This is a genomic window from Brevundimonas variabilis, from assembly GCF_014199945.1.
Taxonomy (GTDB): Bacteria; Pseudomonadota; Alphaproteobacteria; order Caulobacterales; family Caulobacteraceae; genus Brevundimonas; species Brevundimonas variabilis.
In genome coordinates, this window is record NZ_JACHOR010000001.1 from 812,429 (window position 1) to 832,007 (window position 19,579).

A 19,579-nucleotide genomic window follows, 5' to 3' on the forward strand; every position below is an offset into this window, starting at 1 on the left:
AAGCAGAAAAATCAAGAAGGCGCCGCCGATCAGCAGCGTCCACATGAAAATGTTGAACCACCACTTTTCGCCGTGAGAGTATTTTCAAGCGCTCGTGGAACGCCAGAAAGTGACCGCCAGAACGACTAGCCAAATAATCAATGCTTGCATATTCCGACCCAAGAGTTGGCAAACAATCCCAGATCCAAACTTCGCGATCTGAGCTTTTCTAAGGATTATGAAGTGGTCTCCTCGCGTCGCTCGTCGACGCTCCTTCGGAGCAGTTGTTGATATGTTTTGGAGCCTTTTTCCTTAGCCATCCGGTACGCTCGATGAGCATTAGACAATACTCTAAGATCAAGACAGAACAGGTATTCAGCCAAGCGTAAGTTGTTGCGAAGTTCCCAAAAGAGCGGCTGCCGCCGAGTTTATGATTTATCCCGGACAATGCCGGGACAGACGCTCACAAGCAGGGAATGATAGTGTTGTGGACATCGAGGTTGTCGCAGTCCGCGTCAGCCCTGATGCCCTTGTATATATAGCGCCGCACGCCCGAAAAATCGTAGACATCGCGGACATCCTGACCATTTGCCCGCCGGTGCTGAGGGTCACCAGCGACCCATGTGTTGACGATCAGATCGGAAATCGCGATCCGGCATCGGTTAGCCTTCAGAGTCAGCGAACCTTCAGGGACACCGACGATCAGATGGGTATGGATGCCCTGGTCATACGTCAGTTCCTGAACGGCTAGCGTCGCGAGCATCGCCTTTCGCCCCCGTTTGTAATGGGTTCCGAACAGCGCTCCGTTGACCCGGTGAAGGGTCTTTGAAACCTCGCTTGAAAAGGCAAGGGGGTCGAGGCGTCGGCCAGAAGTTAAGCTAACGAAATAGCGATCCGGGCAGCCGGCAATGTAACCTTCAACGCTTGGAAGTATAGATAAACGATCAATCATCTAATATTTAGATGGAATAACGCAAATTTACTCATCACCTCAAGACATATTTGACCAACAATCTATCAAGCGCTTTAAACATATTTCAAATAGGATCGCCCCCTTCTAACAGATCGTTGCTAAAAGGGGGCGGGAAATCACGCTGCTTTTGGATACTTCCAGAGTCGCAATCCTATCGTTCGGCCGTCTGAATAAAGTGATCCAAGAGTCTTCAGAAGATCAAGTTTTATATCGGTAAGCAACTCTTCAGGGCGTAAGTCCGGCAGATCGGCTTTTAATTTTTCCAACGCCGCCTGAACCGGTTGTGACGCAGTAACGCTGTATGGGGTAAAAGTCACCTTCTGCCCGTTTTCAACGTCAGTCTGCTTACATGGTATGACACATTTGGTAAGAACCGCGGCAAACTGCCTTGCGGTCAAACCATCAGAGTGTTTACTCAATCCCGCCTCAGAGCGATGACGGGCCGCGCAGAGCATTTTACGCAAGAGCTTGATATCTGGGTTTTCCGCATGGACGTAATTAGGGATGCCGTCGCTGGATTTCAGAGCCACACGCATTGCAAAGTTTATGTAATCCGCCTGTGACATGATGCATCCTCTTAATGGGACCACGTCAGTCGCTGATGCTTTTCCATCATCTTTTCTCACGTCGCGATAATCATCCAGAACATCTCGAACGATGTTGAACTGTTCCGCCGTTTCCCACGGCACAGTGCTCCACGAAACATGGTGACGATTTCCAACTACCTGCGTGCCTATGGCAGCAGGTTGCCGTTTAAAGTCGTACTCCATGCCCAGCCGCCGCGTGATGTCCCGTCGGACAAGATCGTTCTTGTCTAGGATTATATCGCGAATGCCAGTTAGCGATTTTATCGTGACCTTGGTTTCGGGGGTTCGATCGAAAAACAGATTAATGATGTAATCGTTCTGTTCCGGGACTGTCTCACAGTAGACGGGGGCCTTTATACCGGCTTTGGCCAGAACGTAGCTGAAGTTGGGATCATTACTGACAGGTTCGCCAGGCTTCAAAGTAGCCTGTCCTCGCGTGCGCCAACCCAGCAGCTGGCCAGTTTGGTGCTTACATTCGATGATTTGGTCGGAACCAGCAATTTGCAAGCGCGACTTTCGGAAGGCCGTCGCCAACGTCCCTTTCGTTGCAGCGTCAATCTCGGATTGGCTTGCGTTGGACAAGAAACCATCCGTGGTGCAGCTGAAGATTTGGACATGGCGCGGCAGGGCATTCATGATCTCGGCCAATAGGGCCCGGACATAGCCTGTGACGAAGGCAGCAAAGTAAGCGTTGGTGATTGGACTAGGTCCCAACGGGTCCATAGTCTTGTCAGCCACGTTGAAAATCCGCCTTTCGCGTAAGCCCTGTGCGAGCTTGCCGTAAAGCGAGTTGACTAGCTCCTTCCAGAACCGGTTTTCTAGGGACTTCGGAGCGGCTTCGTTCCTGCAGCGGATGGCATCTGTGACGAATGAGCCAAACGGACGGATGGCGTCTGACAACAAGGGGACCGTAGCGCCCTCGATTATGGAAACTTTGGCACCTAAACTCATGGCGACAGAAATTTCAGATGCGGCGCAATAGCTACGACCACGTCGCGGGAATATAATCCCTCGGCGCGTTCGGATCGGTAAGCTTGGGTATCTGACATCGCTAGGAAACTCGAAATCGACCAAAGCCACGCCGAGGGTATCAAAACGGAAGTCAGATAGGTCGGGCCTCAGATTCATGTTGTCCCAATCAGGATAGCCGATCAGAGACATGGCAGTGGGATAAGCGCTTGATAGATCGAAGTCATTCCAGACCATCGGTAGCCGGAGCGCTTGCGGGGTTGGTTGGGCGGAGGGTGGGCTGAACCATTGGACAGGTTGGCCCTCGATTGGACCTGGACCGAACCAATACTGCTCGTTTCGCCCCCCATGATAGGCTTCGATTGCCAAAGACCTACGTAAGTGAACACGTTCCCGATCCACGACGGTCACCCGATCGTAGACTCGCCCAGTTCGATCGTCGAAGACCTTTTCCTTGACTTCCTCGACGCCGAGCACCTGCAGAGGATCGATTTGCGGATCAGCTTTCCACATCCTTTGGAGGCGTTTGACGCCAATGCCGCTTAGCGTCAGAGGCACTTGTGACGACTCAATCGTCTTACGGCAGAGCGTCCGCATTTGTTCATAGTATCGAACGCATATCTCTGCGTCAGCCAGAGCGTACCGTTCGAAAAGGATCGGTTCGGATTGCAGAAGCAGATCCATCCGAGACTTGATGGCACTCTCCTCTGCCGGCGTGTTGGCCAACCTGATTTTCGGAACGCCTACGAAAGCGCCTAAATCCTCGAGACGCTTCGCTCCCTCGGCAGTCAAAAGAATGGTGTCACGCACCAACACTTGGAGGTCGATCGGGCCGTCAGCTAGGTCGTAACGCAGCTTGATCGGCTTCATAGTGACGAACACCCCTCTGATAGCGCTCAAGAAGGGGGTCAGCTGATCGAGGTCCTCAAGAAGAGGCATGTCAGCTCTGCTGAAATGACTAATCAGTTCCACTCGGCGTGGGACTCTGCCGACGAAGCCCATTTCGACTCCATAGCAGATTGCGAAGCTTATGATTTCGTCTAGGTTAAACCTTTGACTTTCCGACGTAGGATAGAAAACCGCACCCCACTCTGCACCGTTGTTAGGGTTTCTGAGGTCGTTTAACTTACAGTACACTTGATATGATACAGGCTTTACCTTGCCTTTTCCGGCTTTCAGATCATCCTTCGACGCGGGTTCAGTGGGCTGAACATACTCGGTGTCAAACCCAATCGTGATGCAAGAGTCTTCGTCAGGCCCATCATTGGATTGACTGACACCTTTCTTGGAGCTTTTACGGAGCTTCGGAGACACAGGATTTAAGTGGTCGCCCGTAAGTTCGATTTGAAATTTCACGAACTCACCATCGCTGTTGCGGATGATGACTTCGGACTTCGGGCAGGCGGCAACAATGTATCGGTCTTGGCTCATGGGGTAGCTCCTGATTTTCGCTGTGAGGGGGTGGCGCAGTCTCCTGGTTATCGGCACGCAAATTTGGAGGGTCGGCCCAACTCGAAGCCAACTGTTGCCAAATAGAATGGGGGAAGACGCAGTTACCGGACGATCAACACTGAAGCGCTGACGGCAAAATCCTTAAGGGATTGCATTTCGGAATATAGTAACTGTAGCACAAAGCGGAGCAATAAGCAACATGCATGTGACCGGACGGCAGGCGCAGCTTCACAGCGACAGTGCCGACAAGCGCTAATCACCGCCTAGCCTGATCGATCGAACAGGATCAGGGGCAGCAGGAACATCGTCTCCTAGGCATCAGTAAGTTTTTATACCTCTCTCCCCAATGGGGATTTTACTGAGGCAGATCAGGGTCCGGTGCTGGCTCCGTAAGTTTCTGTACCTCTCTCCCCAATGGGGATTTTACTGAGGTGGCAGACGGACAGCCGCTCGGCAGAAGCGGGTACTCTTGTACCGCTTCAGAATGCCGGGATTTCTCCGGTCTTATCGGCCATCCACCGAGGGCGGGCTGACATGCCAAAAATGCCTGACCCTCGGTTTAAATCGCCGGAGTATCGATTTTACGGCCGACCGATCCGCTTAGGAAAAGTCGGCATCCGATGTGGCTGAGGTTTCGACCTGCACCCGCATGAAGCCGCAATTCGACACATTGACCCGAACGTTCGGCAAGCCGGTTCCACGATAGTCGGTACAGTAGCCATCGAACCCCAATGTTCGCAGCCGCACCTGTTGAGGTTCCAGGTTGTCGACCTCATGATTGTCCACGATGGCTTGGGCAAAGTCCTCAATGGTGATGCGGTCGAGGTTGAAGCCAGCTGGCGTGACGTAGAAGGCCTTCACGACATTGTCCGCATCGTAAAAGACCCGTCCAGCGAGACGGCACCCCACAAGCAACATACCAGCTAACGAGTTCGCCTCTCCCGGCGTCTGATTTGCTTTTTTCTCGAGAGCTTCTCGGCATTCTGACTCATCGAGATACATTGTGTCAGCGGCCTCATGGCGAGGGATGGCGAAATGAAGCTCCATCATTGGTGAGCTATCAGGTCCGATCATCCACCCCCGAGAGATTATGGAGGGTGCCACTTCCTCTCGGTACTGACCGATGTGAAGGCCTCTTACATCCATGTAGGTGGGAGCTTGGACATCTTCGGCGGGCGGCGGCGGTAGGGTTGTGTCGCCGAGCGATGAGGGCTCCGACGTTGGAATGTTGGCAAAGGCCAACTCACGCTGTTGGCGAGCGTCCTTGGCGTTATCCCAAGCGATCAGGATCCAAGGCGTGCCAGCAACTCCAACCGCAGTTATCACAATCAGTGCTCCAACGATCCAGAGGCCACGACGCATTTTGCGAGCGGGCAGCGGTAGATCGTTGGCTAGCCGGTTCAGTTCATCGATTTCATCTGCCGTGTAACCATCCGGCCGATCTTCGCTCCGATGATGGATGGTGGCGAACAATGCCGGGATCTGCTGCGGCTCGTTAGTGCTGGCATCGGAGTTCTTCTCGTCGGTCATGCAGTGCCCCACCCTATTGATTGCCCGCTTTCCGGCTATCTTGGAGGCAGGACAACGATGCCCAGCCTGGGCACGACTGCCGTTGTCCTTATGACGCCAAACGACGACGCCGCCGGTAGGGGCTGATCGACAGCCGGTCGGAGGCTGCCCATGTCAGACGAACCTACAGCGAGCGATTTATTGAAAGCAGCGATCGGCGAGCGGCTAATGATCTGGCGCCTGGCGCTGCGCATGAGCAGAGAGAGTGTCGCTCGTAAAGCAGACGTGTCGGTGGACTACGTTTACCGGCTTGAGCAGGGCTGGGAGGACCCCACGGTGACGACCCTTCACGCCTTAGCCTTGGCTTTGGAAACCAATCTGCATGAACTCCTAGAAGTCTCTGGCGAAGAGCTCGGGCTGGCGGCCGACAATGCCGCAAAAATGCGTCCTGTTTAAAAAATAACTTCAGAAGATTGTGACCGCCGGCGGCTGCGACCTCGAGTGCGCGCTTGGCGCTTTCCTGTCCCTTGACCTCGCGCAGGTCCGGCCCCGCGCCCGCCGCCGTCACAGGCCCCGGCAGGGGTGCCCGCAGGACCTGGGTTCCCTTGAAGTGGTTGACGACCGAGATCAGTGACCGCGGGGCCAGAAGGGCCACATCACCAGCCCAGGCCGCCTCGGGTCCGTTGGCCTCGGGACAGATCAGGCCCAGACCCATGCAGGCCGCAGCAACGGCGGCAGGCAGGGTGCCACCGACGGCGGCGATCCGGCCATCCAGTCCAAGCTCGCCCAGCGCCGCCCAGCCCTGCAGCACGTCCGGAGGAATGACCCCCATGGACGCCAGAAGGGCGAGAGCGATCGGCAGGTCGAAATGACTGCCCTCCTTGGGCAGGTCCGCCGGAGCCAGGTTCGCAATGATGCGGCGGGATGGCATGGCCAGACCGATGCCGGCAAAGGCCCCCGGACCCTCTCACGGCTTTCGGCTACAGCCTTGTCGGCCAGTCCCACAATGGTGAAGGATGGCGCATCGCTGGACAGTTGCTGCACCTGAACATCGACGCGACGGGCATCGACACCCTCGAAGGCGACCGTTGCGACACTGGCGAGCATGCGAGGCTCCGACGATCACGCCCGCGAAACCCTTCGTTTCGCTACCATGGCGCGAATGGAACGAACCACGAACCCGCTCCTTTGGCAACCTGCGTTACGCGGCGCGTCTGGCCTCGATCACGTCCCACATCAGGGCCGACGCATCGACGCCATTGAACGCCTTCAGCTGCTGGGCTCCGGTCGGCGATGTCACATTGATCTCGGTCAGGTAGTCGCCGATCACGTCGATGCCCACGAACAGCAACCCCCGCGCCCTGAGGGTCGGTCCAATCGCGGCGCAGATCTCGAGATCCCGGGGCGTCAGATCAACGGCTGCCGCCGTTCCCCCGACCCGCAGGTTAGACCGCACCTGTCCCGATGCCGGGATGCGGTTGATCGCGCCGACAGGCTCGCCGTCGATCAGGATGATCCGCTTGTCGCCCTTCTCCACCGCCGGAATGAATTTCTGGATGACCAGCGGATCCCGCGAACCCGTCGCATGGATCTCGATCAGGGCCTCGAGGTTGGGATCTCCAGCCTTCAGCCGGACAACACCCGACCCCGCCGCACCATGCAGCGGCTTAAGCACGACGTCGCCATGCCTTTCATGAAAGGCGACCAGAGCGACCGGATCGGAACTGATCAGGGTCGGCGGCTGCAGGCCGGGAAAACGGGTGGCGAGAAGCTTCTCGGGCGCCGAACGGACCTCGGCCGGATCGTTGACGACCAGGGTGTGCGGATGGACCGTCTCCAGCAGATAGGTGGCCGTGACATAGGCCATGTCGAAGGGCGGGTCCTGACGCATCAGGATCACGTCGACATCGGCCCCCAGATCCAGCCGGACCTCCTCACCAAAGGTCACATGATCGCCTCTGACCTGGCGCAGCGTGATCGGCCGGGCGCGACAGGACAGCCGCCCCTCTTCCAGCGCCAGGGTCCGGAAATCGTAGACCCACTGACGATGTCCACGCGACTGGGCGGTCATCATCATCAGCCAAGTCGTGTCGGATTCGATGTCGACCGCCTCGAGGGGGTCCATCTGGATGGCGACTCTCAACATGGCGTTCTCGTGCTACCGCTTGCGCCATGGGCGCTGGCCTGGGGACGCGACCGCGCCCGACCCGCTTCAAGTAGCGTGATGTACGCCCGGTGCAACCGCGGCCGTCAATTCAGCCGCATCCTCAGCCGGTCGACCGTCCCGGCATGGACCCGTTCGTCCTGCCCACCGACCAGCCTTGCGCGTGACAGGGCCTCCAGCGCACCTGACAGCGCTCCCTGCTTTTCCCGGGCTGAGGCGACGTCGAGCCAGGGGCGGTGATCGTCCGGGTCGAGCAGGGCCCGCCTGAGGGCGCAACGTTCGGCCCCGCTGAAGTCTGCGGCCCGGATCGAGCGGCTGAACTGCACGTTCTGGAGCCGGATCAGGGCCTGGCGGTCGCTGACCGGTGCCATCAGAAGATCCAGACGGTCGGCAACATGCGGCGTCAAACCCGCCCGGAGAGCCCGCCGCGTCAGTTCGGACGGCATCACGACCCGCCCCTCACTGAAGGGATCGAGCGCGACCGGCCCACTGGATGTGTCGACCCGCAGCATGAAATGGTTCGGGAAATCCACGCCCTGGGCGCGAATGCCCACCCGTCGAGCGGCATCCAGATAGAAGACGGACAACGTGGCCGACAGTCCGCGCCGCCGCTCGGCCACATCAATGATGTCCGTGTTCCCCGGATCGTCATAGGTCAGCAGATCGCCGTTCAGACGGAAGTCGGAGGCGAGGGTTTCTGCAAGTGCCTCGTCCGGTTCCTCGCTGCCCATCCGCTCGGCGAGGCGTTTCGCGGCCTGACTGGCCAGAAGCCGGACGGGGGCTGGGTCACGCGACGGATAGTCATGGATCGCACAGGCGATCGCTGCTTCCAGAAGCGGAAAGTCAGCATCTTCGCTCGTTCCGGCCTCGACCAGAGTTTTTTCGGCCTCGTCGCGCGTCACGGAAATCGGCCTTCCTGCGTTCGTCGTCCAGGAAGATGACGCGGAACTCGCCCCGGGGCCATAGCTACCACATCGATTCGCAGAGAAAGTCCGGCCAGCCCCGGGCGGCCCTTCAGGATCGCGCGGCCGGCTGCCAGCAGCCGCCCGTACTGTTCCGGCCCCAGAGCATGGATCGCCGCCTCCATGGTGGCGCGACGCTTGACCTCCACGACCGCCAGAATGCGCCCCCGCCGGGCAAGGATGTCGATCTCCCCGACCCGGCTGCGCAGGCGAAATCCGAGGATCTGATAGCCGCGCAGCATGAGCCATAGCGCAGCGATCCATTCCGCGCCGTGTCCCTGGCGGCGGGCCCGGTTGCCAAGCGCCTGTCGCCAGGCCGCCTTGGGCCGGACCAGGGGCTTCGGAGCGCGGACCCGGTCGGGTTTCATCCCCGTCCCTGAAGCTCCAGGGCGCGGCGATAGAGAGGCTTGCGCGGCAGGTCCAGCGCCTGGGAGACCTCGGAGGCCGCCTCGCCCGGGGCCAGTCGGGCCAGGGCCTCGATCAGGGCCGCATCGGCGTCTGCGGCACTGGCGACCTCGAGCGCGCCCGGACCGATAACAACCACGATCTCGCCCTTGGGCCCGTCGAGACGCGGGTCGACGGCGAGTTCGGTCAGAGTCCCGCGAACGCATTCCTCGAACATCTTGGTCAGTTCGCGAGCGACTGCGGCAGGGCGGGGCCCCAGCACCTCGGCCATATCGGTCAGGGAGGCCCGCAGCCGTGGCCCGCTCTCGAAGACGACAACGGTCTGTCGACCCGGTTTCAGCTCGGCCAGCATGGTCCTGCGCGCAGCCGATTTGGCCGGAAGGAAGCCGGCGAAAAGGACCCTGTCAGCGGGCTGCCCGGCAAGCATAAGGGCTGCGAGCAGGCTGGATGCGCCGGGGATCGGATGGACCGGCAACCCGGCCGCGATCATGGCTCGCGCGACGACGAAACCCGGGTCTGACACCATGGGCGTGCCCGCGTCGGACACCAGGGCGACGACCTCGCCGGCCTGCACCCGCTCGATCGCCACTTCGGCGGCGCGGGCCGAGGCATGGTCGTCGCACCGCTCCAGCCGGGCCTTCAGCCCATAGGCCGACAGCAGCTTGGCCGACACCCGGGTGTCCTCGGCCAGCACCAGATCGGCAGCGGCCAGAACGTCTAGCGCCCTCAGGGTCATGTCCCGCAGATTCCCGATCGGCGTGGCTACCAGATACAGGCCTGCCGACACAGGCCGGGGCGGCGGGGCCGTCGGTGGAAAGGGAGAGGCTGGGAGTTCGGTCATCGCGGCGGACCGTGCCAGCGGGGGCCCGCCGGCTCAAGCACCAAGAAAAAGGCCCCGCTGTTTCCAGCGGGGCCCTTCCTGTCGTCAGCGGTGAGGCTGAACCTAGTCGCGACGCGGGCGGCTGCGGCCGCGATCGCCACCGCGGTCGCCGCCTTCACGCTTCTTGCCGCCGCCGCCGGTGTCTTCGGTCAGGGGGGCTTCGCCGCGCTCGGCACGTTCCGCATTGATCTTGTCGGTCAGGTCCTCGCCGGTCGTCTGGTCGACGACCTTCATCGACAGCTTGGTCTTGCCGCGATCGTCAAAGCCGAGGAATTTGACCTTGACCTCCTGGCCTTCGGACAGGACGTCCGCCGGGTTGGAGACGCGCTCGAGAGCGATCTGCGACACGTGGACCAGGCCGTCCTTGGCCCCGAAGAAGTTCACGAAGGCGCCGAAATCGACGACCTTCACGACCTTGCCGGAGTAGATCATGCCGGGCTCGGGCTCGGACACGATCGACGAGATCCAGTTCTTGGCGGCGTCGATCTTTTCCTGGTCGGAGGCTGCGATCTTGACCGTGCCGTCGTCCTCGATGTTGATCTTGGCACCGGTCTTCTCGACGATCTCGCGGATGATCTTGCCGCCCGTGCCGATGATGTCGCGGATCTTGTCGACCGGGACCTTGATGGACTCGATCTTGGGCGCGTATTCGCCCAGTTCGGTGCGGGCACCGTCGATGGCCTTGTCCATCTCGTCGAGGATGTGCAGGCGGCCGGCCGAAGCCTGGGCGATTGCCTTGCGCATGATCTCTTCGGTGATGCCGGCGACCTTGATGTCCATCTGCAGGCTGGTGATGCCCTCGCGGGTCCCGGCCACCTTGAAGTCCATGTCACCGAGGTGATCTTCATCACCCAGGATGTCGGACAGGATGGCGAACTCGCCGGACGGCTCGAGGATCAGGCCCATGGCGATGCCCGAGACCGGGCGAACCAGCGGCACGCCCGCATCCATCAGCGCCAGCGACGAACCACAGACCGTGGCCATCGAGGACGAACCGTTGGACTCGGTGATCTCCGACACCAGACGGATGGTGTAGGGGAAGTCTTCCGAGGTCGGCAGCATGGGACGGATTGCCCGCCAGGCCAGCTTGCCGTGACCGATTTCCCGACGGCCTGCGCCGCCCATACGACCGGTCTCACCGACCGAATAGGGAGGGAAGTTGTAGTGCAGGAGGAATTTCTCCTTGTACGTCCCCGACAGGGCGTCGACGTACTGCTCGTCCTCGCCGGTGCCGAGCGTGGCCACGACGATGGCCTGGGTCTCGCCGCGGGTGAACAGGGCCGAGCCATGGGTGCGCGGGAAGACGCCGACTTCGGAGACGATGTCGCGGACCTTGTCGAGGGCACGGCCGTCGACGCGGTGGCCGTTATCGATGATGTCGCGACGCAGGACGTGGGCCTCGCATTCCTTGAAGGCGACGCCGAACCGGGCGGAGTCGACACCGTCCGGGTTTTCGTCAGTCTTCACCAGCTTGGCGGCAGCGGCCTTCTTGGCGACGTCGACGCCATTGCGGCGCTCGTACTTGCCGGCGTGGGTGTAGGCGGCCTTGATGTCCTCGCCGACCAGCGACTGGATCGAGGTGACGATGTCGGAGACATCGTCGGCCTGGAAGTCGAACGGTTCCTTGGCGGCATGCTCGGCCAGTTCGATGATGGCGTCGATCACCGGCTGCATGCCGCGATGTGCGAACATCAGGGCGTTCAGCATGATCTCTTCCGACAGCTCCTTGGCTTCGGACTCGACCATCATCAGAGCGTCCTGGGTGCCGGCCACGACGAGGTCGAGGTGGCTGTCCGGCATCTGGTCCAGGGTCGGGTTGAGGACGTATTCGCCCTCGACATAGCCGACGCGCGCAGCGCCGATCGGGCCCTGGAACGGCACGCCCGAGATCGTCAGGGCGGCAGAAGCGGCGACCAGGCCGACGATGTCCGGGTCATTTTCCAGATCGTGCTGCAGCACGGTGATGACGACCTGGGTCTCGTTCTTGAAGCCCTTGACGAACAGGGGGCGGATCGGACGGTCGATCAGGCGGGAGACGAGCGTCTCCTTCTCGGTCGGACGGCCTTCACGCTTGAAATAGCCACCCGGGATCTTGCCGGCGGCGAAGGTCTTTTCCTGGTAGTTGACGGTCAGCGGGAAGAAATCCAGGCCCGGCTTGGGCGCGCGGCCGTAGACGACGGTGGCCAGAACCACGGTCTCGCCATAGGTGGCCAGGACAGCGCCATCGGCCTGACGGGCGATGCGGCCCGTTTCCAGCGTCAGCGGGCGGCCGGCCCAGTCGATCGTCTTGCGTTTGATATCGAACATGTTTCGTCTTTCGTGTTCCGGCGGGCGTATTCCCGGCGGAGTCCCATCAGTGGGTGTGGATGCGTCGGGCGTTCAGTCCTTCGATCCGTGAACCGCCGCGCCATCGCGATCGGTCCGGGAGTAGAGAGGACCGGTCTGGCCCTCGCGTCATGCGCCGAACGTACTGCGGCGCGCAGCTTGGTCTCTGGATGCGGAAAGAGGCGCGGACATGGCCCGCGCCCCGAAACTGTTCCGCAGAACTGCGACTAGCGGCGCAGGTTCAGCTTGGTGATGAGGGCGGTGTAACGCTCCTTATCGACCTTGGTCAGGTGGTCCAGAAGGCGACGACGCTGCGAGACCATCTTGAGCAGGCCGCGACGCGAATGGTTGTCCTTCTTGTGGGTCTTGAAGTGTTCGGTGAGGTTGGCGATGCGCTCCGAAAGGATCGCGACCTGGACCTCGGCCGAGCCGGTGTCGCCTGCAGTGCGGGCGTTCTCGGCGATGACTTCGTTCTTACGCTCTGGCGTAATCGACATCGTAAGCTTCCTTTCTGTGGGTCACTGCCCGGCCTGCGAGGCCGTGCGGGTGAGCCCGGAAGTGCCCCTCCGGTCCCTTTCGGGGTGCGTCAGGGCAGGTTGAAAACACGGTCCGGTTCGAGCCGGCCGGCCCGCATCTGACCAAGAGCGACGAGGGTCTGACCCTGAAAGGCGGAAACGGTGCGCGAGCCGTCCCGGAGGCGGCTCTTGAGCGTCTCGACCTGTCGGGGGAGCAGAACGATCGGTCGTCCCTGACGAAGCGAGAAGGCATCCTGATCCGTGACGGCCAGCTCCGGGATGTCGTCCAGGGCGGTCGCCACGGGAAGAAGACCTTCCAAGGCGGCGTCCCTATGCACCAGATCGGTCAGGAAATCCAGTGTGACAGCGTTCTCGGTCGAAAACGGCCCCACCCGCTCGCGTCGCAGGGCCGAGACATGCCCTTCGGCTCCCAGCATCAGGGCCAGGTCACGGGCCAGAGAGCGCACATAGACGCCCTTGCCGGTCCAGATGGTCAGCTCGACATGGTCGGCATCCGGCGCGTCGGACACCGTGGCTTCATGGATGGTGACCTTGCGGCTGGCCAGTTCGAATTCGACCCCGTCACGGGCGAGATCATAGGCGCGCTGGCCGTCGACCTTGATGGCGCTGAACTGGGGGGGCGTCTGGTCGATCTCGCCGACGAAGGCCGGCAGGGCGGCCCGGACGGCCTCGACATCCGGCCGGACATCGGAACGACCGATGATCTCGCCCTCGCGATCCAGACTGGCCGTGGAAATCCCCCAGTGGATGGTGAACCGGTAGACCTTCTGCGCCTCCATCATGAAAGGCACGGTCTTGGTCGCCTCGCCAAGCGCGATCGGCAGGATACCCGAGGCCAGGGGGTCCAGGGTTCCGGCATGGCCCGCCTTCTGGGCGTTGAACAGCCGTCGCACCGCAGACACGGCATCGGTCGAGCCCATCTCGAACGGCTTGTCGAGACAGACCCAGCCGTTGACGATCTCGCCCCGCTTGCGACGGGCCATCAGTTCCGGTTTCCGGCGTCCGGAAGCTCGGGATCGTCATCCTCGTCCTCGACCGGCGGAACATAGGAATCCGCCCGGACGCGCGGGTCGTCCAGCAGGCGGTTCAGCCGCGCGGCAGCCTCGAAGCTCTCGTCGTGCCGGAAGCGCAGGTCGGGGGTGAAGCGCATGTCGATGTGCCGGCCCAGCGCCCCGCGCAGGAATTTGGCATGGGCATTGAGGGCCTTGATGATCTCGTCGACATGGCCTGCCGTATCTGACGTGTCGACGCCCGCGCCGAGCGGTTCGACGAAACAGGTCGCATGCTTCAGGTCCGGCGACAGCCGCACCTCGGCGACCGTGACCGAAACGCCGACAAGGGCCGGGTCGCGGATCTCGTTCTCGCGCATGACCTCGACCAGGGCGTGGCGGATCATTTCGGCGGCGCGCAGCTGGCGCTGGCTGGCCAGTCCGGCGGTGGCTTTCGACTTGGGTTTGCGGTTGCTCATGTCTGTTGTCCTGTTCGCCCTCCGGGGATCGGACCCGGCTGGAAGCGACTGGGCCGCGTCGGCTCGAAAGGACTCTGCCTGTCGATCGCGGCCAAAAAGAAGAGGCGCGGTCTAGTCTTCCCGGGGCCCGGTGTCCAGTTTTGCCGCGCGGTCGAGGGTCGCGACCACCTCGCCGGCCGTGACCGCCCGCAGCGGCCGGACCGGCAGGCCGCCTGCATTCAGCACCCGCGCCGTCCAGCTGTTGCACAGATAGCCGATCCAGAACGTCTCGTGGCTGCGAAAGAACCGGGCTCCATCGCCGGGACGGGCCGTGGACACGACCGGTGATCCGTCCTTGAGGATCAGCGAGCCTTCCACTCTGCCCAGCAGGGCCGACAGAGCCGCTGGCGACAGGCGCAGCGAACGTCTCCGGTCCGGCGGAAAGCGACGGCGGGGGTCTCCTGTTTCCGGATCCAGCATCACGACAGAAGCATTGCCCGGCCAGAAGAAGGCCCGCAGTCCGTCAAGGATCCGGGTCTCCATCGGGGTCTGGTCCACGAAGAAGGTCGCGTCCCCCCAACCGATCAGGATCCAGTCCCCCTGCCCCAGGGCCCGGCTGGCCTCGGCCAGCGGTCCGCCCTCAGCTTCGAGAGCCTGTCGCGGCACCGCCAGATCGGTGTGAAAGCCGTTGTTCAGGATGTGGACGGTCACCGCCGCCTGACCGGGACCGGCGGGGAACAGGGCCGGGTCACCCGGCCGGGTCCAGGTCCACAGGGCGACGATCAGGCCTAGCAGGCCCGCAAGGAGAATCCGGATCAGCCCCCGCATGACCCGTCCCTATTGCCGGGTGGGCGCGAGCGACCCTTCGGTCCCGCCAACGGTCGAGCGGGACGGCAGGGCCCATTCGCCGCGATAGTCGTAGCTGAGGGCAACACAGTGCCGGTACTGGTCGCCGGGCCAGCGACCGACCGCGTGCATGGTCACGGGCCGCGCGGCCCTGACGCGGCCGAGGACCAGAAACGTCGCATCCGATCCCGGACACAGCGCTCGTGCAAGGCCCCGACCGTCCCCTTCCTGAACGATGGAATAGACAGTGGATTCGCCGGCCCCCTCGGGCAGGGCGCGCCGGGCCTCGTCCGGTCCGCCCCGCGTGATGCTGGCAGAGCCCCGGGCGCTGGTCGAGATGATCCGCCGAACGCTGACCGCACCGAACAGGCCCCGGTCGACCTCGAGCGTGACACCGCGGGTCAGGGCCGTGGTGATCCGGTCTGACGCATCAAAGGCGAGATAGCGCGTGTCGGCAATCGCCGGTGTGGCGATGAGGATGGCGGCGAGCGGGATCAGAGAGCGGCGCATGCGGCACTGATACCATGCGGAGTGTCCAAAACGAGGCCTGTCCTCCCCGTCGCATAGCGATGGGGAGGTGGCGCGGCGCGGCTTCGCGCCGTGACGGAGGGGCCGGTTCAGCAGGTCTCGGTCTTGTCTGGCGGAGACGCGGAAAGAGCCCCTCCACCGCCCTTCGGGCGGTCCCCCTCCCCATCGCTCTGCGATGGGGAGGAAAGGCGCGAGCGTTAGCGCCCTTCTTACAGGGTGCGCTTGACCTCTTCGACGGTGAAGCACTCGATGTAGTCGCCGACCTTGATGTCCTGGAAGCCCTGGAAATGCATGCCACATTCCTGGCCCGACGGGACCTCGTTGACCTCGTCCTTGAAGCGCTTGAGCGTGGCCAGCGTGCCCAGTTCCAGAACCACGACGTCGTCGCGGATGATCCGGACCTTGGCACCCTTGCGCACGACACCTTCGGACACGCGGCAACCGGCGATCTTGCCGGTCTTGGAGATGTCGAACACCTGCAGCACCGCCGCGTTGCCGAGGAAGGTTTCGCGTTGCAGCGGGGCCAGCATGCCCGACAGCACGCCCTTCATGTCGTCCAGCAGGTCGTAGATGATCGAATAGTAGCGGATCTCCACACCCTCGCGTTCGGCCAGGTCGCGCGCCTGTTTCGAGGCACGGACGTTGAAGCCGAGGATCGGGGCACCGGCCGACTTGGCCAGGGTGACATCGCTTTCGGTGATGCCGCCTGCGCCCGAATACACGACCCGGGCGCGAACCTCGTCGTTGCCCATCTTCTCGAGCGAGCCCTGAATGGCCTCGCCCGAACCCTGGACGTCCGACTTGATGAGGACCGGGAGTTCCGAGACCTTCTTGGACGCCAGCTTGGACATCATGTCGACCAGGCTGACCTGGTTGATGCCGCCGGTGGCCTTTTCGCGACGCTGACGCTCGCGATATTCGGTCAGTTCGCGGGCGCGGGCCTCGTTCTCGACCACGGCGAAGACGTCGCCGGGGGACGGGGTGGAGTCCAGACCCAGGATCTCGACCGGAACCGAAGGTCCGGCCTCGGTCAGCTGGGCATTGCGCTCGTCGAGCAGGGCACGGACGCGACCGAAGGCCGAGCCGGCCACGACCAGATCACCGCGCTTCAGCGTGCCGCGCTTGACCAGGACGGTGGCCACGGGGCCACGTCCCTTGTCCAGCTTGGCTTCGATAACGATGCCTTCGGCCGAGTGTTCGGGATCGGCCTTGAGGTCCATGACCTCGGCCTGCAGCAGGATGGCTTCCAGAAGGCCATCGAGGTTGGTCTTCTCCTTGGCGGAGACCTCGATGATCTGGGTGTCGCCCCCCAGGCTCTCGGCAATGACTTCGTACTGAAGCAGTTCGTTGACGATCTTGGTGACGTCGGCGCCGGGCTTGTCGACCTTGTTGACGGCCACGATCATCGGCGCATTGGCCGCACGGGCGTGCTGGATGGCCTCGATGGTCTGGGGCATCACGCCGTCGTCCGCCGCCACCACTAGGATGACGATGTCGGTGACATTGGCACCGCGGGCACGCATGGCGCTGAAGGCCGCGTGACCGGGGGTGTCGAGGAAGGTGACCTTCTGATCATCCGGCAGGCGAACCTGGTAGGCCCCTATGTGCTGGGTGATGCCACCCGCCTCGCCCGAGGCAACGTCGGTCGTGCGAAGGGCGTCCAGCAGCGAGGTCTTGCCGTGGTCGACGTGGCCCATGATGGCCACCACCGGGGGCCGCGGCGTCGTGGCCTCGGCATCGTCGGCGTCGGACAGGAAGCCGGCCTCGACGTCGGACTCGGACACGCGACGGACGGCCATGCCGAATTCGTCGGCGACCAGTTCGGCCGTATCGGTGTCGATGACGTCGTTGATCTTCATCATCAGGCCCTGTTTCATCAGGAATTTGATGATGTCGACGCCGCGCACGGCCATCCGGTTGGACAGCTCCTGCACGGTGATGACGTCGGGGATGACGACCTCGCGCGGACGGTTCGGCGCATCGGTGGACCCACCCTTGCGCTTTTCCTTCTCGCGTTCGCGCGCCCGGCGGACCGAAGCCAGCGAACGGATACGCTCGGCGGTATCTCCGTCACCGGCCAGGGCCGAGATGGTGAGACGGCCTTCGCGGCGCTTGGGTTCACCACGTGTGCGGCTGACAGCCTTGCCGGCATCGGAGAAACGCTTGTCGCGATCGTCCTCGGGCTTCAGCGGACGGGCAAAGCCGCCGCCGGGTGCCCGGCTCGGACGGGCCACTTCGGCAGCGACGGGCGGCGTATTGGGGGTCGCACGACCGCCGGGACCCGTGCGGGGTCCACCCGGACGCGCGGCACCGGGAGCCGGACGGGGGTTGAGCGCCGAATAGCGAACGGGCTCGGCCGGCTTGGTCGGCCGGGGCGGAGCGCCCTGCGGACGGTCGGTGTAGGATTTCTCGCCCCCGCCCATGGCTTCTTCGCGCGCCGAGCGGCCACCGAAGGCCGGGCGATCGATCGGAGCCCGGGCCGGGTTGGGGGCCTTGGGCACGCGTTGTCCGAAATTGACCACCGGACGGGCGGGCGGGGCCGGACGCGCCGGAGCGGCCGGCGCAGCAGCGACAGGCGCCTGGGCCACGGGTGTCGGTGCCGGCGCGGGTGCCGCAGCGACCGGAGCGGCGGGCTTTGCGACCGGTTTGGCGACGGGCTTGGCCGGAGCGGCCTCGGCCAGCTTGGAAGCTTCGGCACGGGCCGCTTCAGCCGCAGCGCGGGCAGCGGCGGCCTCGGCCTGGGCAGCCTGGGCGGCCTGAGCTGTGGCGGCAGCGGCGTCACGGGCGGCCGCATCGCGGCGAGCCTGTTCGGCCGCCGCAGCCTGGGCGCGCTGGGCCTGGGCCTGGGTCGCCGTCTCGATGGCGCGACGGCGGGCTTCCTGTTCCTCACTGGACAGGCTGCCACCGGCCGGACGCGGCTGGGGCGGACGCGGCTGGGAGCCCGCCGGGGGTGTATTGTCAGGGCGCGGACGCGCGACATCGAAGCCCTGCGGGCGCTGATGCCCGCCAGGGGCGCCAACACGGCGCTTGGTCTCGACGACCACGGTCTTGGACCGGCCATGGCTGAAGCTCTGCTTCACCGTACCGGTCGGGACCGATCCGATATTGCGGGGCTTCAGGCTCAGCGGCGCGCGCGGCCCCGTCGTGGAAGGGGTACCGGTCGGGGCCGATGGAGTCTGGCCGTCCTGGGTCTTGTCGTTCTCGTCGCTCATCCGGTCGCTTTTACTCGGGGTGGAGAATTCCACCATCGCCTCGTCAAACACAAAAAGTCGTGCGCCGCTCCGCTCCCCTTTCAGGAAACGGAACCCCGCCCGCCAAAAGCCAAATCTGGGTCCTCGTCCGACCCGCCGCCTGCACCGGAACCGGGATCGCCGGCTGCGGGCCGGTAGTCCTGGTCCCATTCCGGGGGACGAAGCGGTCGAAATCCCGCCAGTCGTTCAACCTCGGAGGTCCAGCGATCAGCCCGCCCGCCTTTCAGCAGGACGACGTGTATCGCATTTTCCAGCCCCAGGGCCAAACTCAAATCGTCGGCGCTGAAAACGCCGCAGACTTTGGTGGTCTGGTGGCGGGCCAACGCCAGCAGCTTCCCGCGCCCATCGGCGGCCCCATCGGTCGCCTCGACCAGCCAGGCCGCCTTGCCGGAGCGGATCGCCGCTGCCGACTTTTCAAACCCCGAGATAAGCACGCCTTCGCGCCGGGCAAGGCCCAGCTGATCCAGACAGCGCCGAACAAGCAGATTTTCCACGGTATTTGCCAGATCGGCTGCCGCAGAGAGCTTTGTCTTGGCGGATCGGGAGAACAGTCCCTTGCGCGCTGCGGTCTCGATAGACTGCCGATCCGCCGCCACCCACATGCCTCGGCCCGGCAGCTTCCTGCCGAGATCGGGCGCGACCGAACCGTCCGGTCCTGCGACGAAGCGGATCAGACAGGATTCATCCATGACCTGGTGCGTGACCAGGTCGCGGCGCTCCCTATCCGATGTGGCGTCTCGCAGGCTCATGGACGGTCCCGGCTTCC

16 protein-coding genes and 1 pseudogene are annotated in these 19,579 nt (G+C 63.0%); 1 reads left to right on the top strand and 16 read right to left on the bottom strand.

Features of this window, described 5'->3' with window-relative positions; genetic code table 11:
• Window positions 1-442: 442 nt before the first annotated feature.
• The 3 genes from GGR13_RS03935 to GGR13_RS03945 all read right to left on the bottom strand — a co-directional run bounded on the left by GGR13_RS03935 (window position 443) and on the right by GGR13_RS03945 (window position 5,490).
• Window positions 443-931, bottom strand: a complete 489-nt coding sequence (locus GGR13_RS03935) for a hypothetical protein (protein ID WP_183212123.1) — start codon at window positions 929-931, stop codon at window positions 443-445.
• A gap of 137 nt (window positions 932-1,068) precedes the next feature.
• Window positions 1,069-3,939: a DNA polymerase gene (locus GGR13_RS03940; protein WP_183212124.1), complete on the bottom strand. Its 2,871-nt coding sequence runs from the start codon at window positions 3,937-3,939 to the stop codon at window positions 1,069-1,071.
• 621 nt (window positions 3,940-4,560) lie between these two features.
• On the bottom strand, window positions 4,561-5,490 hold the full coding sequence (locus GGR13_RS03945; protein ID WP_183212125.1) for a hypothetical protein: 930 nt from the start codon (window positions 5,488-5,490) through the stop codon (window positions 4,561-4,563).
• 150 nt (window positions 5,491-5,640) lie between these two features.
• Here GGR13_RS03945 and GGR13_RS03950 point away from each other — a divergent pair, with 150 nt between their 5' ends.
• Window positions 5,641-5,925 (top strand): helix-turn-helix domain-containing protein, encoded by a 285-nt coding sequence (locus GGR13_RS03950; RefSeq protein WP_183212311.1) that lies wholly within the window; start codon window positions 5,641-5,643, stop codon window positions 5,923-5,925.
• Window positions 5,926-5,935: 10 nt separating this feature from the next.
• Here GGR13_RS03950 and GGR13_RS03955 read toward each other — a convergent pair.
• The 13 genes and pseudogenes from GGR13_RS03955 to GGR13_RS04015 form a co-directional block, all read right to left on the bottom strand.
• Window positions 5,936-6,576 (bottom strand): annotated as a pseudogene (locus GGR13_RS03955) (magnesium chelatase domain-containing protein); the annotation flags it as partial.
• A gap of 94 nt (window positions 6,577-6,670) precedes the next feature.
• Complete coding sequence (gene gshB, locus GGR13_RS03960; RefSeq protein WP_183212126.1) at window positions 6,671-7,615, bottom strand: glutathione synthase; 945 nt, start codon at window positions 7,613-7,615, stop codon at window positions 6,671-6,673.
• A gap of 104 nt (window positions 7,616-7,719) precedes the next feature.
• Window positions 7,720-8,535 (bottom strand): transglutaminase family protein, encoded by an 816-nt coding sequence (locus GGR13_RS03965; RefSeq protein ID WP_183212127.1) that lies wholly within the window; start codon window positions 8,533-8,535, stop codon window positions 7,720-7,722.
• Window positions 8,532-8,963: a YraN family protein gene (locus GGR13_RS03970; RefSeq protein WP_183212128.1), complete on the bottom strand. Its 432-nt coding sequence runs from the start codon at window positions 8,961-8,963 to the stop codon at window positions 8,532-8,534. The genes GGR13_RS03965 and GGR13_RS03970 overlap by 4 nt, the downstream gene beginning before the upstream one ends.
• Entirely contained in the window at window positions 8,960-9,841 is an 882-nt protein-coding gene (gene rsmI / locus GGR13_RS03975) for a 16S rRNA (cytidine(1402)-2'-O)-methyltransferase (RefSeq protein WP_183212129.1), read from the bottom strand. Before rsmI ends, GGR13_RS03970 begins: the two co-directional genes overlap by 4 nt.
• A 102-nt stretch (window positions 9,842-9,943) precedes the next feature.
• On the bottom strand, window positions 9,944-12,187 hold the full coding sequence (gene pnp, locus GGR13_RS03980; RefSeq protein ID WP_183212130.1) for a polyribonucleotide nucleotidyltransferase: 2,244 nt from the start codon (window positions 12,185-12,187) through the stop codon (window positions 9,944-9,946).
• 245 nt (window positions 12,188-12,432) lie between these two features.
• Window positions 12,433-12,702, bottom strand: coding sequence for a 30S ribosomal protein S15 (gene rpsO / locus GGR13_RS03985; RefSeq protein ID WP_077353982.1), 270 nt, complete (start codon window positions 12,700-12,702; stop codon window positions 12,433-12,435).
• Window positions 12,703-12,791: 89 nt separating this feature from the next.
• Window positions 12,792-13,724 carry a tRNA pseudouridine(55) synthase TruB gene (gene truB, locus GGR13_RS03990; protein WP_183212131.1) on the bottom strand — a complete coding sequence of 311 codons (933 nt, stop codon included), beginning with the start codon at window positions 13,722-13,724 and terminating at the stop codon, window positions 12,792-12,794.
• Window positions 13,724-14,209: a 30S ribosome-binding factor RbfA gene (gene rbfA, locus GGR13_RS03995; RefSeq protein ID WP_183212132.1), complete on the bottom strand. Its 486-nt coding sequence runs from the start codon at window positions 14,207-14,209 to the stop codon at window positions 13,724-13,726. Before rbfA ends, truB begins: the two co-directional genes overlap by 1 nt.
• Before the next feature lie 111 nt (window positions 14,210-14,320).
• Complete coding sequence (locus tag GGR13_RS04000; protein ID WP_183212133.1) at window positions 14,321-15,016, bottom strand: DUF2459 domain-containing protein; 696 nt, start codon at window positions 15,014-15,016, stop codon at window positions 14,321-14,323.
• Window positions 15,017-15,025: 9 nt separating this feature from the next.
• Window positions 15,026-15,544 carry a hypothetical protein gene (locus tag GGR13_RS04005; RefSeq protein WP_183212134.1) on the bottom strand — a complete coding sequence of 173 codons (519 nt, stop codon included), beginning with the start codon at window positions 15,542-15,544 and terminating at the stop codon, window positions 15,026-15,028.
• 227 nt (window positions 15,545-15,771) lie between these two features.
• Window positions 15,772-18,774, bottom strand: coding sequence for a translation initiation factor IF-2 (infB, locus tag GGR13_RS04010; RefSeq protein ID WP_183212135.1), 3,003 nt, complete (start codon window positions 18,772-18,774; stop codon window positions 15,772-15,774).
• Window positions 18,775-18,854: 80 nt separating this feature from the next.
• Window positions 18,855-19,562, bottom strand: coding sequence for an RNA-binding protein (locus GGR13_RS04015; protein WP_183212136.1), 708 nt, complete (start codon window positions 19,560-19,562; stop codon window positions 18,855-18,857).
• Between the last annotated feature and the right edge of the window lie 17 nt (window positions 19,563-19,579).

Excerpts from the sequence above, each read along its gene's own strand:
- GGR13_RS03935 (WP_183212123.1), bottom strand. The coding sequence starts at position 931 with ATGATTGATCGTTTATCTATACTTCCAAGCGTTGAAGGTTACATTGCC.
- GGR13_RS03940 (WP_183212124.1), bottom strand. The coding sequence starts at position 3,939 with ATGAGCCAAGACCGATACATTGTTGCCGCCTGCCCGAAGTCCGAAGTC.
- GGR13_RS03945 (WP_183212125.1), bottom strand. The coding sequence starts at position 5,490 with ATGACCGACGAGAAGAACTCCGATGCCAGCACTAACGAGCCGCAGCAG.
- GGR13_RS03950 (WP_183212311.1), top strand. The coding sequence starts at position 5,641 with ATGTCAGACGAACCTACAGCGAGCGATTTATTGAAAGCAGCGATCGGC.
- gshB (WP_183212126.1), bottom strand. The coding sequence starts at position 7,615 with ATGTTGAGAGTCGCCATCCAGATGGACCCCCTCGAGGCGGTCGACATC.
- GGR13_RS03970 (WP_183212128.1), bottom strand. The coding sequence starts at position 8,963 with ATGAAACCCGACCGGGTCCGCGCTCCGAAGCCCCTGGTCCGGCCCAAG.
- rsmI (WP_183212129.1), bottom strand. The coding sequence starts at position 9,841 with ATGACCGAACTCCCAGCCTCTCCCTTTCCACCGACGGCCCCGCCGCCC.
- pnp (WP_183212130.1), bottom strand. The coding sequence starts at position 12,187 with ATGTTCGATATCAAACGCAAGACGATCGACTGGGCCGGCCGCCCGCTG.
- rpsO (WP_077353982.1), bottom strand. The coding sequence starts at position 12,702 with ATGTCGATTACGCCAGAGCGTAAGAACGAAGTCATCGCCGAGAACGCC.
- truB (WP_183212131.1), bottom strand. The coding sequence starts at position 13,724 with ATGGCCCGTCGCAAGCGGGGCGAGATCGTCAACGGCTGGGTCTGTCTC.
- rbfA (WP_183212132.1), bottom strand. The coding sequence starts at position 14,209 with ATGAGCAACCGCAAACCCAAGTCGAAAGCCACCGCCGGACTGGCCAGC.
- GGR13_RS04000 (WP_183212133.1), bottom strand. The coding sequence starts at position 15,016 with ATGCGGGGGCTGATCCGGATTCTCCTTGCGGGCCTGCTAGGCCTGATC.
- GGR13_RS04005 (WP_183212134.1), bottom strand. The coding sequence starts at position 15,544 with ATGCGCCGCTCTCTGATCCCGCTCGCCGCCATCCTCATCGCCACACCG.
- infB (WP_183212135.1), bottom strand. The coding sequence starts at position 18,774 with ATGAGCGACGAGAACGACAAGACCCAGGACGGCCAGACTCCATCGGCC.
- GGR13_RS04015 (WP_183212136.1), bottom strand. The coding sequence starts at position 19,562 with ATGAGCCTGCGAGACGCCACATCGGATAGGGAGCGCCGCGACCTGGTC.